Below are 14,756 nucleotides of genomic sequence, written 5' to 3'. Positions count from 1 at the left end.
TCTCCTAACGCGCCTCATTTTATAGCTTGAATTTTTAGAGGTGCCCTATAAACGAGATATTTACCTCAAAACGTCAACAGACTCTAGTCGTTATCTCAAAAAGGTTCTTTAAAGGGCCGCAAATCCAATTCATGCGTCCATGCGCTGGGTGGCTGTTGATGGATTGCCCAATAGGTTTGTGCAATCGCATCGGGCTGCAATAAGCCTGCCTCGCCCTTTGCTTTCACATATTGCGGAAACTGACTACGCGCCCGATCACCATCGATGACACCATCAATAATAGTATGAACGACATGAATGCCTTGAGGAGAAAACTCTCTTGCCAACCCTTGTGCCAGAGCCCTTAAAGCAGCCTTCGCAGACGCAAATGCCGTAAAAGGAGGTCTGGCTCTCAAGGAAGCGGTTGCACCAGTAAAAAATAAAGTACCATGTTGCTGTGCTTGCATGATACCAATTGTTTGCTTGGCAAACAAAAAAGCGCCCAGGCAATTCTGCCGCCACAAGACAGCAAATGTCTTGGTATCTGTTTCCAGAAAGGGAGCGGGAAAGTTGCTATCCACATTATAAGCTGCGATATCGATGGGATCACCGCGTGATCGCACGACCTCAAACAATCGCCTCATATCTTCATCCACTGTGATATCCGCCACCACAGGAGTAACTGACCCTCCTCTTTGTTCGATATGCTGCGCTACTTCTTTGAGTTTATCTCCACTGCGGCCGGCAATAAAGACATGCAAGCCTTTTTCAGCAAAGCAAATGGCAAGTGCTGCGCCTAACCCGCGTACTGGTCCGACACCGGCGACGATGGCTGCACCTACTTGACTCACCACCCTATCCTGCCACAGATCAACGAAAAGTTATTGCTCGGCATCTCAATCTGCTCTTTAAGCTCCAGCCTATACTTTGCCGCAGCTTTTTTCAAATCAGCCACATCCTTGAGTCTCCATTCTTCAATACCTGCCGAACGAAGCGTTGCATCAAATTCTCTATTTGAATCGGTAGAAAATTAGCCATGCACGCGGAAAAGACCGTAAATCAACAAAAGTCCATCATCTTTAAGCAAATGTTGCGCACATTTCATTATGCCATCCGCAATGGAAATAGGTGCCACCTGAAAAATATTGATACAAAAAATTACGGAAAATGATTTTTCCAGGCTCAGATTAAACCAGGTCTCCGGCTTGGTTTAATCCAGATGAACAGGATCAGCAATATCGTTGTTGCCGCGTTCGCTGGTCAGCTTTTTGATATTATCAAACACCTCGATATCCTTATCGAATGGCTGAAAATGCAAATGATCAAAATGGGGTGCAAAATAATTGATGTGCATGCCACTGCCACTAGCCAACTCCAGGATGCGTTCAGGATCTTTAGGCAACTTCTCCTTTAGCAAACCGAGAATGGGTTCGCGGTTGCGCGAGCCTACCCAGGCAACATACTTGTTTAACGGATGGGGATCTAAAGGCGGCATTTCTTGATTCATACGCAACTTCTCCTGATTATGAAGTGATATCAAAGTAATCGATTCGTTTATATTTATTTGATTATTACAAGAAACATTAAAGCAAAATAAAAACTATCGATCCGAAGCGAATCAGACTTAATCTGCCCAATGCAGCGCCTGGTTAGCAAATTCAAGCAGATCCTGGGTACGATGCTCGATCACATCAACCAAGATTTGCATATTTAATTCCTGATATTCATGCACCAGAATATTTCGGAATCCAACCATACCTTGCAGTTTACGCATCATTGTCTCATCGATTATCCCGGCTTGTGCTAGCAAAGTAAAGGATTCGCGGCTATCGCGTGGCAAGCCGAGTTTACGAATTTTCACCAGATGATTGGCTATATCAATCGTTAATTCTGCAGCGCGCTGCAAATTCATCGCCACCGCATCCAGGCGAAGCTGATCCTTGACAAAGGGCATACTGGTTTCCATGCGGTAATATTGATCGATTTGCTTGAGGCAACGTTCAATACTAATTTTCTTACTAAGGAATCAGGATTTAATAACCCCAGAAATTATGCTGGCAGATGGAATAGCAACATAATTCCATTTCGGTAAAAACGGGTCAAACTCAATGGTGATATTTTCTTTAAAGCCATCCGCCACTTTGCGCCCAGTTTCAAATACCCTATCCATAATTGAGATAAAGACCTTTAGTCCCTGAGAAGTTTTTGCTTTACTCATGACTGCTTTGACCCGCTCGACACTGGTAAAAATAACTCCACTACAAGCTTTGGTGATATGAGGAAATAATCGATGCTCTATGGGATTATATTTTGACGTGTACGGGGGATAGTGAGCGATACGAATCTCAATAGCCAATTCATCTGCCAATTTCTGTAACTCCTCTTTAAAGATAGCGTGGCGTGCATTATTGCTGCCTCCACAGTCGCAGAGCAATAAAATACTCGTCGCCTTTGGATAGTCCAGTTGACCATAGTTCAACCACCCATGCCGGATACAGGTGCAAGCGAATTCAGAGGTATCATGGCTCGTGCCTAATACGATATAGCCGCTTTTGCGATGGATGTCATACAGCCCATGAGGCACAATTTTACTGTCTGCCAAGGATGCAAAATCATGATCATTGACCCGCACGACCTCAGTGGTATAGAGCTTTCCGGGGCGATAAAAATTACCGATCAATTCTTTTTTTTAACGTCCATACTCATCACCGGATTACCCTGGACCCGGTACTCTTCTTTGAGGCGCTCGATATTTTTGAACTGCTCGTCCCGATGCGGCAGGTTCTTTTTCCCGGCTTCAACCTTGAAGGCTTGACGGCGGCGAAAATGATGTTTGTCGAGCAATTGATCAACAACGGTCACACTCACGCTAAATCCGCACTGTTTTAGCTTCTCAGCCATTTCGCTGCGGCTCAAATTTGACCACTTTACGGATTCATCTATTGGTGAGCCGGCAGTATGATTTTTTAACATCTCTAAAAAAGCTTCATCCAGCCCTGCCATCGTCTCCACAACTGACTTTCGCCCACCTCCTGCTTGCCGAATACGTTTCTCCTTTTCAAGCAACGGCATCTTTAACTCTTTCAGGCCACGGCTAACGGTGCCTTCATCGCAGTGTAATACCTGACAAAGGTAGGTGATCCCTCCGTGACCCAGCTTTGCCGCCTCAACGGCAGCATAGCGGCGGCGGTCTTTTTCCGATAAGCTGTGATAAAAATTGCGCATTTGCGCTTCGACTTCCGGGGCATAGGTGGTTATCTTCATTGTCAGAACATAACCGAAATACTCTATCAGCGGCAACTTAATTTACAACTCAAAGCTCTGGAGTTATTGAATCCTCGTTCCTAAGAATAATATCGTTCATGGGTCGTAGAATTTTCCACTGCGTAAACCTTCCGCTAAAATATCCGCACGTTCCTCATTGAGCTTTTGATAGAACGAGAGCACTAGCATTTCAAATTCATCGGCAGCCGTTCCAGTGCTCTGAAAAAGCCGCTCACCACTCATAATAATCTCCTTTTGCAACACTGTCGGAGCCAGGCGCAAATTGATCAAGTCTACATCCTTATTCACCGCTATTTGCAGCGCCTGATGTAGCTCACTGAATAAAAGCGAACCCGCCTCTTTCGCTTGCGTGGGCGGCAACAGCACGGCAATGTCTACATCACTTTCAGCTCGTTCATATTCCGTACCCACGATCCAAACAGGTAAATCGCTTGGGGGTATCCGGCCAAGCGTGCAAAATCAACTGAACCAACTGCTTTGCTTCCCTCACGGTCTCACCTCCCCATTTATTGGAATATCGCTGGATAGTCATTCTTGTACTCACGAAACCCGGCCAGTAAATCTGCAAATGACTTGGGGGCATATTGCTTATAGCCTGCTTCATTCACATAGACAAAATCATAATTCATACCTACTCGCAGCGCATTAGCATCCTCCCACCACTGACGCAATCGCTGCATTTTAAAGGCACGTCCAAATCTTGCTGTCCTTTGGTTTCTACCACAACAATGTAGTCAGAAGACAATCTCACCAAAAAATCAGGGTAGTAGTTAACGTGAGTTCGACATAAGAAAAGCTGTAAAAGAAACCTGAATTCCTTATGATGAAATGGTTTTGCAAAAGAATTTCATCATGAGAGGAGTCAGATTTCCATGGATACTACAACGATTTTTTGTGAGAGTGACGAATTTTGTAAAGAGTTTGAGCCGCAATGGGAGCAGCACTTATTAGAGTCATCGCTGAAACAGCGTCGGCGGCAAGGAGCGCTGTGTCTAAGCGAAATCATGACCATCATGGTCGGGTTTCATCTATCCGGGTACCGGACGTTTAAACACTATTACCTGAATTACGTGTTGAGGTATCAGCGCGATTATTTTCCAGGGTTGGTGAGTTACCACCGCTTTGTGGAGCTGTTGCAAGGTAGCCTGGTGCCTTTGTGCTGTTTTCTGACCAGTCGCTTTGGGCAATGTAGTGGGATCAGTTTCATTGATTCGACTAAGATTAGTGTGTGCCATAATCGCCGTATTGGGTCTCATCAAGTAATGGCAGGGTTTGCTGCCCGGGGAAAGGCCAGCATGGGTTGGTTTTATGGATTCAAGCTGCACCTGGTCATTAATGACCAGGGAGAATTGCCAGGGGTAAAAATAACGGCGGGCAATGTGGATGACCGTGACCCGGTACCAGAGGTGACGCGCTCCTTGTTTGGCAAACTCTTCGGTGACCGGGGCTACATTTCGCAATCACTCTTTGAGCAACTCCGCGAGCAAGGCGTGCAGCTCATCACCAAAGTACGCAAGAACATGAAAAACAAGCTGTTGCCGTTGTTTGACAAGCTGCTGCTACGTAAACGTTCGATCATTGAGAGCGTCAATGACCCATTGAAGAATATCTCGCAAATCGAGCACTCCCGCCATCGCAGCCCAGTTAACTTTTTTGTTAATCTGATAGCCGGATTGGTGGCTTACACCTTTCGCGAGAAGAAACCCTCACTTAATATCAGGCTCCCTCAAGCTCTTCCAGTCGTGATTTGATGATTCTTATGTCGAACTCACGTTAGTTAACAATATCACCAGCCGCGTTGACATAGTCCAGCTTGAAATGCACTGCGAGGTAATTATTGACTTCCTGTTAGAACACCTATGAATCCTGTCACAAAAATCACAGCTTTACCAGCTTTAACGTCCGATCTTTTGCAAGCAAGCGGGCTCTTAATTGATAATATTTTGGCTATGCTTTGGCAACGGCTAGGGATAAGAACCTTATTAAGCCGTTGTGGATTTAGCAAACATTCGGGCAGGCCCATCAATGAAGTGATTGACATACTATCGCTGTGGTTGTGGTTAAAGAAAGAATCTATTGGCATGTTTACGCGCGAAGGGCTGTTGCAAGGGATGGGTAAAGATGTACTTTATGAGACGCTGAACCGGCAGGATCTGAACTGGCGCAAGCATCATAAGCAGGTTGCGCGCAAGGCGTTGTCAAGTTATCAGGCGAAGGATAGTAGGTTTGTTGTGGATGATACGGTGGTGCGACGGTTTGGCTACAAGATGCCTGGCATTTCGAGCCATTTTGATCACACCCTGGGAAGGCATGTGATGGGACAACAAGTAGTGACACTGGGTCTGGCAAGCGAAGAAGGTCTGGTGCTACTGGATAGTGAATTGTTTATTAGCCAGGTAAAAGCCCAGCCTCTGGAACAGCCATTTCAGGATGGGCGCAGTATAGTGGCGAAGCGTTATCGTATTGTTCAAAACCAAAGTAAGCCGGAGATGGTTGCCAGTATGATTCACCGGAATGTACGGGCTGGGATTGACGCAAGTTATCTATTGGCCGATGTATGGTACGACAGCAAAGCAATGATACGCCTGAGCCAGGAAACCGCATTGCTTGCCATTCTCAGGATGAAGAAAAACAGGATGAAATATCGCGTAAGTGAATATGCCGCAGGTAGCATGTGAGACAGAAATCGGATGCTAGAGCACTCTATCGGCACAGTGTCGGTAAAAACGTCAGATGATTGCCGGCTGTGGCTACCAGGCTAAAATGGTAGATGCAGAACTCAATCTGGCCGAAAGCCCTAAGGACTCTGAACAATGGGTTAAATTCGATTGTTATTTGTCCGTGGTGCGATGGATCAAACTAAAACCCAAACAGGCAAGCATGACTGGGTAGTCTTTTTATGTACCGGTACCGCTTTATCCGCCACAGAGATTTTACAACGCTATGTCATGCAGTGGGCAGTTGAAGTTTATTTCAAAGAAGCAAAGCAGCCTCTCGCTCGGATTGCTGAAAGAGCAAAGCAACCACTACGTCGCCTATATCACATCCATTCATTTGGCAGCTATCCGATTTTGCCTGCTGGCGATCGCCAAACAAATACAAGGTACTAGCAGTATTGCCCAGATACGGCAGAAGATTGGCAGCAATAGCACAGATATAAGCTTTGCCAGCAAATGTAAAAAAACGAGATAGTCAGATCATCTGGTTTTCTTCTTCAAATTTCTTGGAGAAATTCCTAGCACAAACAGCTAAAATGTATGCTTTTGTATTATTGTCAGTCTATTTTTTATTCTATAGCATCGTTACATGCTAAGGTGGTAACCCCAAGAATTAGGAAATTTTAATGTAACGAATTCATTTTCTCGCTCTTGGTATTAATGCTGCCAGGCATTTTGTTGACGAATTGCTTCTGGTGCGATTCAAAGGGGAGCGCATTCATATTATTGCCAAGCGAAGTCCCGCGCTTGTAGAACTACCGAAAACAAACTTATTGCCAAAGAGCAGTTTTATGCCGGCGGTACAGTAAGGGCTAGCACATAGAGGATCGAGTGTCTGCTTGCTGTTTCCTCTTTCCTTTTGCCTCAACAGAGGTTATAGGTAGCATTCTGTGAGCAACCCAAGGATTAAAGGGCTTGAAGATGCGAGAGGAGCAGAATGTTTGTCGGTACTAGTTGGCTTACCAGCGGATAGGATGGATGAAACCGAGTAGCGCGAAATGACGGATATTAATTTGAAGGATTGAAAGTACAGGGCTAGAACTACCAACATTCCCTAAAAATAAACAAGATCAATATTATTCAATCTTGAGAGCTCTTTGAAATTTAAAAATCAAAGTGACCAAATTACTTCTGCATTATTAAGGGTAATTTAGCTTAACCCATGAGGTAGTTTCTTCCAAACAATAGCTCAGTAAATCTGGGTTGGGATTTTACTTCATGAATCCTTTGATCGTAGCAATCCCTTGTAGGCTCATTAAAACAGGCACGAGATGGACTCAGAAGATAGCAATTCCCAACATGATCCGAAAGATTGTTCAACGAGTATTGATTCCAAACATATAAGGGGAATATGATGAGTACAAGCGCTGATAATGGCACGAGTGGCGATAATATAGCTGCAATATCTAAAGATGATGACCGGCATTATTACAATGGTGGTGTAGAAGTATCTAAAGATGACTACTACCATTATTACAATGGTTATTTTCAAGACTGGCTGAAAATGATAGATACTTACTCTACTGTACACAACGTACATTTTTATCGTAGTCCCACTGATGTCCCCACTACTGGCACCCTAAGTACTGATACTAGTGCCCCAACTACTGATACTCCAAGTACTGATACTAGTGCCTCAACTACTGATGCTCCAAATGCAGATACTAGTGCCCCAATTACTGATGCTCTAAGTGCAGATACTAGCGCCCCGATTACTGATGCTCTAAGTGCTGATACGAGTGCCCCAATTACGGATGCTCCAAGAACAGACGGCTCTGGTGGTACAGGCCAGAGCGGTAAAGACCAAGGTAGCAAAGATCATGATGGTAAAGACCGTGGTGGTGATAAACAAAAGCATGTCGACGCACGTCCAGGTGAACCCTGCCATGGTGAAAAGGGAGCAGAAAATTTTGTTTTCCATGATATAGGGCGCTGGACAATTAATAACTATAATGGGCAGGAAGGGGATATGCTGGATTTCACTGAGTATGATTTAACTCGTGAAGAGTTGGCCGGTCATATTACGAATATCAAAATTGAGGCTGATACTTTCATCGTTAACTTTGGCAACGATGTGTCAATTATGTTGGTAGGTCAACCGCCCACTTGGAATAACGTCATTACCGGAGAAAGTTAATAGAATATTAGAGGGGGAGACCTTTCCTCCTCTAATATCTCATAAATTGACAATAAAAAAGGCGTACTATATACCAGAAAATAAGAGCTCTAGCACAACACTAACGCCTTTTCAACCTCATCAATATCTTGTTTAACCACGCTTTATAATCTTTCATTTTGGATGGGCTAAGGTTGTCTTTTCGCCACCGCATCGCATCTTCTACAACAATACACAATGTACATAAATGCTGCCATCTTCCGCGAGCAGATCGCGCGCATCAGCACCAACCGTTCGTAGATCATCACGATTAAGGAATCCGCGCCCTTACCCAGATATCAAGATAAGCAATTTCTTCGAGACCATTGGATTTCTTGGTGAAAGTATCACAGCCAATTTCGATATCTATCGAAAAATCAACACCCACATCAAACGGCGGGTCTATGTGGATCAGCTTGAGGCCACCCTGTTTTTCGATTTCTTCATATAATGGCCCATTCTTCAAGCTGGAAAGAATCAGCTTGTTATCGCCCCAGATGAGCTTATTGATCCAGCCTTTGAGCTGCCGTCCGCGATTGTCAATATCGAACAGGCTCATTTGCAAGGCCCCGTATCCGATGGTTTTTCCGCACGCGGTTCGTCCACTTGCTCAATCGTCTGAAAGGGCAGCACGATGTTACACACTTCGTTCGTCTTACCATTTCAGACCAACTCCACTTCGCGCTTATCTTCGAATAGCAGGAGACGGTATTTGTCCGGCAACGACTTGCCCGCTTCCAGGCGCTGCGTGATATCGCAAATTTCGTTGTCAGTCAGTTTCATCTTATTTTGCTATCAGCTATATCGATAACGCTTTATCATAGCCAGTCAATTCCAGATAACCGCGACCTGCCGGCTGGCCATCACGCGTCACGGTGACGGCCCCTTCCCAATAAACCGCACCCGTCGATTGGCGTGCATCGAGTTCCTGATCATCCAGCAACGGCTCGATCTTCCATTCAATATCCCTCGTCTTGATGCGCATGACGACTGGATAGACTGCGTTGGTATGGGGAGAGCGCCAGGTGCGCACGGGAAGGAAGCTGACTTCATCCGGCGAAAAAATAGTCATGCGGCCAGAAGGGTCGCGCAAACCGGCATAGGCCCACGCTTTCTTGCCGTCCTTGCCACGGATCTGAAAAGCCATCAACGCCGAACCATCGTCCAGATTGATGCCGGTCCAGTCCCACCCCTCCGCGTTCGGATCAAGATATTCCGAAGACCATTCGTGATCGAGCCAGGCGCTGCCTTTCACGGGTAAAACCCGATCATCGCGCGTGACCGTGCCGCTGACTTGCAAATGCGGTTCACTGTAATAATAACTGACCTGCTCAGGTTTCGGTCCTTTGCGGGAAAAGCCATCCAGATCCTGCAACATCAGTGGTTGCGTCGGCGTCAATGAAAGCTCAAGCGTAAAATCAGCCCCTTTAGCATAGGTGCGGTAATGGCCATCCGCTTCCCGAATAAAATACCAGTCATCCAGTTTCACATTGCTGTTACCAGCCTTGGCATAAGCCAAGTCAAAGCTCTCACGCGCGCTTTTCTCCACATGCAACAGTTTACCGACCGTTGGATCGGTCAGCGCCGCATGACCGATGATCAACCGTTTGGGTGCAAACCGGCTGGGATTATCCTCATCGTGCTCAGTGGTCGGACGGAAGAAAGTAACCTGGAAGCCCAGCGGCTGCTGATCGGACGTTTCCAACCAGCCTGTCACATACCACCATTCAATGCGGAAATTTTCATGCGCACCAAAATCCTCTGGAAAAACCAGCGCTCGCGGCGTCACAGAGGTATATACCGGCGGGGCTGCCAGAGGCACTCCCAGCGACGTCAACCATAAAATAAGGAACGATACCAGCTTATACATAACCTCTTACCAATCCTCTTTAACTGCACGTATCACATTGCCCGACACCGCGTGCCGTCCGGCGAGCAGCGCCGTCACTGCCGCTGCCATCAGCATGGCGAACGCCATGATGAGCAGCCATTGCCAGGGTGGATGAAGTTCCATCGTCCAGTGGAATGACTGCGGATTAACGATAAAAATGAGAATCAGACTGATACTTCCTCCCAATAAAAATCCGATAGTGATCCCAAAGCCAGCCAGCAATCCGCCTTCCAGTGCCAGCATGCGATAGATTTGACCGCGTGTCACCCCGATATGGCGTAACATACCAAATTCCTTGACACGCCTCAGTGCCTGCGCGGAGAAACTGGCTGCCACCCCGAGCAAGCCTACCCCGACCGCAACCAGTTCTAACAGGTAGGTGACGGCAAAACTGCGATCAAAAATCTTGAGGCTGATTACCCGAATTGCATTCGGCTGCCAGAACGTCAACGATTCGCCAAATGGTAGCGCTTTCAGCGAAACCATAACCTCCGCAGACATGACGTCGGCCTGTAGCCAGAGCGCTACTTCATTGACATGTCGTTCACCTGTTATCTTTTGGTAATCAGCCAGTTGCATCTGGATAGCACCATATTGACGCCCATAGTCACGCCATACACCAGCCACAATATAGTCCTGCTGCGCCTCACTCAACGGCAACGCCACACGCTTGCCCACTTGGTAATCATAAAGATCAACCATCGCTTCCGATACCCAAATGGGAATCGCCTCCAGAGGAATTTCTGCAGGATTTAGCGCATTATCTGTCATCGGCAGAGTATGGCCTGGATCAGCTTGATCGATTGGCCGGGCAATCAATGTAACAGACGGTCGGGCTGGATCGAGAGTAAGCTGCAGTGAGCGAATGAAATCGATACGTTCAATTCCCGCTGTTGCCGCAATTGCCTGTTGCTCTTGCAGCGTAAAGCCAAGTGCATCCTGGCGAGCCTCTGTGCGCACATAGAGATCAGCTGGCAGAATACGCGTCAGCCAGTCTTCTACCGAGATGCGGAAACTCGCCACCATAATCGCCATAGCCACCATCAGGCTGAAACTTACCAGGACTCCTCCTAGTGCAATCGCAGCTTGCTGTGGCGCATTCGCCAGCCTGGCTAATGCCAAAGTAGTCAGCACACCCGCTGTCAGGCGGTTAAAGACGCGAAATAATCCGGAAAAAAACAAGGCAGTTAATGATGGCATCCAGGCAATGCCGCCGATCAGCAACAAAGCTATCGCAAAATAGCCAAAAAGCGGCAGTTCCGCCACAGGCGGGAGTTGCGTGAACATAGCTGCCAATAGTAAACAGATGAGTGCCGGCCAGGGAGTTCGCAATTTTGCCAGTGCCATCTCCTCGCTACCCGACTTGAGCGCGGACGCGGGATGGGCTTGAGCTGCTTCCAAGGCGGGCAGCAGGCTGCCTAACAGGGTCACACTCACCCCGAGTATAAAGAAAAGCAAAGCTGCCAACGGACTCATCTGAATAGCCGGTTTGATTTCAGGAAAAAATCCCCCGCCGAGATCCCCGCCATAAACATGCAATGCGGTTGCGGCAAATACATAACCCAACCCAAGCCCGAGCAGAGAACCCATCATACCAAGCAGACCACCTTCACGCAGGATCTGCAGCAGAATTTGGTTGCGCGTCAATCCAAGTACGCGTAGCAGCGCAAACTGTGGACGCCGCCGCAAAGTGGACAGCACTTGAGTCGAGAATACCAGAAAAGCACCGGTAAACAACGCAACCAGCGCCAGTACATTCAAATTGATGCGATAGGCGCGTGACATATTATGGATACGCCTTTCCTGATCGACCGTTTCAGTTATCAGGTATTGTGCGGGCAGTTCCTTTTCAAGTGCCTCTTTAAATGCAGAGTGGTTGACACCCTGTTTTAATTTAAGATCGATGCGTGATAACCATCCAACATGATTAAAGCGCCACTGTGCTGCGCCAATATCCATGACCGCAATGCGCTGCCCGGCATGCGCTCTGACGAGGCCACCTGCTACCCGCAATGTCACAGTTTGGGTGCCCAGACGTAATGACAGCTGGTCACCCTGCTTGACTTCCAGCCATTCCATCGCTGCAGGTGACAGAAAAATGGCATCGTCTGACAATATGTCGAAAGCGCGCCCTTTCGCAGGCACGCCAACTAAATCGGGTGTTATAGCAACCGCACGGTACACATCGATCCCGAGAATTTTCAAGGTATTATTTCTATCGTCCTCTGACTTGGCAGGGATGGCCGCCTGGATTTCCAGTATCGGGCTGGCAACTGCCACGCTTTCATGCTGTGCCAAAAGAGGATACAGCATTTCATCAAAGGTCGGTTGCGTTGCGCGCACCTGGAAATCTGATTGACCGGACAAGCTTTTGGCGGCCGCAGAAAACTCATTGACTGCCGCAGTATTGATCAGATGAATCGAGAAACCCATGGCAATGCCCAGCGCAATCGCAATGAGCGCAACCACGATTTGTAGCCGATGCGTTTGCCACTCTCCCAGCAACAGCCAACGGGACAGAAGACTACGACTCATACACGTTGATGAGATAGCACGGGTTGTAAGCCAGTCTTGCTCAGCAGCAGGATTTGATCTGCTGTTGCTGCGGCTGCTTGCGAGTGGGTAACGATAATGCCGGCAGCACCATTGGCTTTGATTTCACTGCGCATCAATTGAAGAATTTCCTGAGCGGTATCGGGATCAAGATTGCCTGTCGGCTCATCAGCCAGAACCAGACGAGGCCGATGCACCAGTGCGCGCGCAATCGCGACACGCTGCAATTCCCCTCCCGATAATTGGCGCGGGAAATCCTGCTCTCGCCCCTGCAATCCTACTGCCACCAACATTTGTTGGGCACGATCAAACGGCAAATGATTGAGCAGCAGCGGCAATGCGACATTTTGTAACAGCGTCAAATGAGGCAAGACGTGAAATGCCTGAAAGACAAAGCCAAAATGACGCCGCCGCAGAGAGGTGGCTGCCTCGTCATCTTTTGCTGACAGCACCACGCCATCAACCCATATCTCGCCGGTATCAGGAATATCCAATCCGGCAATCAGGTTCAGTAGCGTCGATTTACCCACCCCCGATTCCCCCATGATGGCTACATACTCCCCTGTAGTCAGGGTATAAGATAAATCGGACAGCACCTGCTTTCCATTCGCATAAGTCTTGCTGATGCCACATAGTTCCAATGTAGCAGTATTTTTCATCATGAGGCCATTGTCCTATGAAAAAGACCCGAAAGGCAGCAGAATAGATTAGACCAATATATGTCAGTTTAGCTAGACCTGAACCAATTCAGAATATTTGGCAAATAAAAGATTACGCCTTAAAACACAATCGTCCAGCCGCTACGACATTGTTCTTTGGTATAAGATACCCCGTGATATTTAAGCCCTTCCGGATTGAGCAGGGTAATAATTCCCCCATTGTTACTTAACTGCGCGCCCTGACTATCCAGTTTCACGACACCGGTTGCGCCTGGGTTAAGCTGCAGGTTGGTGATAAAGGATCGTTTTTTATTTTTATCTGCAATTAACCAACCGGACAGATCTACGCTATTGGGCGAGCGATTAATCAAGGTCACTGTTTCATTCCCTTGATCGTCCCCTGCCGGATTAACCAGCGCCGCTATGATTTGTACGTCAGATTCTATTTTAGGCGGAATATTGTCCTCACATTCAGGCAATCGATGACCTGTTTGATCATCGCTATGCCAACACTGGGATTGGAAGGCTAAAAATACCGCGACCCACTGTTCCGGCCAAATCTCCGTGCCAGCCCCCACCTGCTCTATGCTCGGAAAATGAAAAAGTAACGCCCCATCCTGCCAGACACCATCTTCCTCCACATACTGCTCTACATTGCCTTGATTCATATGAATATTGTGAATGCCATTTCCGGGCAGAAAGCCGAAATATTGATCTTTTATGTTTGCTTCAGGTCCCCAGCGTTCACCGAAAGCATAAACACTTGCCCGCTCGTCGCCAATGGCGCGTTGTACATAAGCATCTATTTTTTCATTGAGATCATTATCCGGGCCAGGAATGTTATGCGGTAAAGGACGCATTTGTCCTGGATCGAATAGATTGCCGCGGATAAAGTCGAGCGCCATTTTGTCTGGTGCATTCTCAAGCCGAGTAAATCCTTTATCTAGTTTGATCAGTTTTTCCAGAATGGGATGGCGAAAATCATCAATGAGTAAATATAAAAGCTCAGAGGGAGCTAGCTTGGATTTTACATTCACAGCAATACGATAGTCTGTGGTATCGTCGATAACATGCACTTCGTAATGCGGGCTTGAACCTTTCCCAATGATTTTATTGATCGCTTTGCCTTTAAGAACGCCGTATTGTTTTAAAGCCATCATTCCTCCTAAATATGTTGCGGTAGGTTGGCATTTAAAAGCTGCTACTCAGATCTATATTCTTTTTTTATGATTAGTTTCTTTCTATATTGGTTCAAGCAAAAGGATTTATTCTTAAGCTAGAAAGATTTTTCCAAGCTTTTATGGTCTACCTTGAAAAAATCATTCTAGCTTCAACAATTTACCGAGTGACGGTCTCTACTATTCCATGCTGTATATGAGTTTGTAAACCTATGGTTAACCAGTCCGCCATCAAGTTCGAAACAGTAAGAGATTAACCCCCCTTTTCCTTATTCACATATTGAGTATGTGATATATCTGCGTACCAACCGTTATAATCCAAATTCACGCCGTCGAACA

General features: G+C 46.9%; 13 protein-coding genes and 2 pseudogenes. 4 read left to right on the top strand and 11 right to left on the bottom strand.

The window, feature by feature from the left end; genetic code table 11:
• Nucleotides 1–95: 95 nt before the first annotated feature.
• From AAW31_RS10115 to AAW31_RS21335, 6 genes and pseudogenes are all read right to left on the bottom strand, one after another.
• Complete coding sequence (locus AAW31_RS10115) at nucleotides 96–830, bottom strand: SDR family NAD(P)-dependent oxidoreductase (RefSeq protein WP_046850155.1); 735 nt, start codon at nucleotides 828–830, stop codon at nucleotides 96–98.
• Nucleotides 827–1,474: pseudogene (locus AAW31_RS22755) on the bottom strand (DUF938 domain-containing protein). Before AAW31_RS22755 ends, AAW31_RS10115 begins: the two are co-directional and overlap by 4 nt.
• A gap of 129 nt (nucleotides 1,475–1,603) precedes the next feature.
• Nucleotides 1,604–1,984 (bottom strand): type VII toxin-antitoxin system HepT family RNase toxin, encoded by a 381-nt coding sequence (hepT, locus tag AAW31_RS10105; RefSeq protein ID WP_258920433.1) that lies wholly within the window; start codon nucleotides 1,982–1,984, stop codon nucleotides 1,604–1,606.
• Between the two features lie 21 nt (nucleotides 1,985–2,005).
• A pseudogene (locus AAW31_RS22035) lies at nucleotides 2,006–2,952 on the bottom strand (ISAzo13 family transposase).
• 387 nt (nucleotides 2,953–3,339) lie between these two features.
• Nucleotides 3,340–3,675, bottom strand: coding sequence for a type VII toxin-antitoxin system MntA family adenylyltransferase antitoxin (gene mntA, locus AAW31_RS10095; protein ID WP_200899588.1), 336 nt, complete (start codon nucleotides 3,673–3,675; stop codon nucleotides 3,340–3,342).
• Nucleotides 3,676–3,770: 95 nt separating this feature from the next.
• Complete coding sequence (locus AAW31_RS21335) at nucleotides 3,771–3,944, bottom strand: hypothetical protein (RefSeq protein WP_158441471.1); 174 nt, start codon at nucleotides 3,942–3,944, stop codon at nucleotides 3,771–3,773.
• 192 nt (nucleotides 3,945–4,136) lie between these two features.
• Here AAW31_RS21335 and AAW31_RS10090 point away from each other — a divergent pair, with 192 nt between their 5' ends.
• From AAW31_RS10090 to AAW31_RS10080, 4 genes are all read left to right on the top strand, one after another.
• Nucleotides 4,137–5,015, top strand: a complete 879-nt coding sequence (locus AAW31_RS10090; RefSeq protein ID WP_046848682.1) for an IS982 family transposase — start codon at nucleotides 4,137–4,139, stop codon at nucleotides 5,013–5,015.
• Between the two features lie 198 nt (nucleotides 5,016–5,213).
• A complete protein-coding gene (locus AAW31_RS18945; RefSeq protein WP_158441469.1) occupies nucleotides 5,214–5,942 on the top strand; it encodes a transposase in 729 nt (242 codons plus the stop codon).
• Nucleotides 5,943–6,113: 171 nt separating this feature from the next.
• Nucleotides 6,114–6,374, top strand: a complete 261-nt coding sequence (locus AAW31_RS18940; RefSeq protein WP_052752176.1) for a hypothetical protein — start codon at nucleotides 6,114–6,116, stop codon at nucleotides 6,372–6,374.
• A gap of 961 nt (nucleotides 6,375–7,335) precedes the next feature.
• Nucleotides 7,336–8,118, top strand: coding sequence for a hypothetical protein (locus tag AAW31_RS10080; protein ID WP_046850153.1), 783 nt, complete (start codon nucleotides 7,336–7,338; stop codon nucleotides 8,116–8,118).
• A gap of 289 nt (nucleotides 8,119–8,407) precedes the next feature.
• On the opposite strand, the gene AAW31_RS22025 is transcribed toward AAW31_RS10080, so the two are convergent.
• From AAW31_RS22025 to AAW31_RS10055, 5 genes are all read right to left on the bottom strand, one after another.
• Nucleotides 8,408–8,695 carry a hypothetical protein gene (locus AAW31_RS22025; RefSeq protein ID WP_046850152.1) on the bottom strand — a complete coding sequence of 96 codons (288 nt, stop codon included), beginning with the start codon at nucleotides 8,693–8,695 and terminating at the stop codon, nucleotides 8,408–8,410.
• Nucleotides 8,696–8,935: 240 nt separating this feature from the next.
• Complete coding sequence (locus tag AAW31_RS20650) at nucleotides 8,936–10,006, bottom strand: lipocalin-like domain-containing protein (RefSeq protein ID WP_046850151.1); 1,071 nt, start codon at nucleotides 10,004–10,006, stop codon at nucleotides 8,936–8,938.
• A 6-nt stretch (nucleotides 10,007–10,012) separates the two neighbouring features.
• Complete coding sequence (locus tag AAW31_RS10065; RefSeq protein ID WP_046850150.1) at nucleotides 10,013–12,562, bottom strand: FtsX-like permease family protein; 2,550 nt, start codon at nucleotides 12,560–12,562, stop codon at nucleotides 10,013–10,015.
• The gene (locus AAW31_RS10060; RefSeq protein ID WP_046851680.1) at nucleotides 12,559–13,239 is read right to left on the bottom strand and encodes an ABC transporter ATP-binding protein; all 681 of its coding nucleotides are present in this window, start codon (nucleotides 13,237–13,239) and stop codon (nucleotides 12,559–12,561) included. The genes AAW31_RS10065 and AAW31_RS10060 overlap by 4 nt, the downstream gene beginning before the upstream one ends.
• Before the next feature lie 119 nt (nucleotides 13,240–13,358).
• A complete protein-coding gene (locus tag AAW31_RS10055; protein WP_046850149.1) occupies nucleotides 13,359–14,396 on the bottom strand; it encodes a DUF2278 family protein in 1,038 nt (345 codons plus the stop codon).
• Nucleotides 14,397–14,756 lie beyond the last annotated feature (360 nt).

Source organism: Nitrosomonas communis, from assembly GCF_001007935.1.
GTDB classification, from domain to species: Bacteria; Pseudomonadota; Gammaproteobacteria; order Burkholderiales; family Nitrosomonadaceae; genus Nitrosomonas; species Nitrosomonas communis.
The sequence above is the reverse complement of the archived record's forward strand: the minus strand, read 5'-3'. Positions and strand labels throughout refer to the sequence as shown.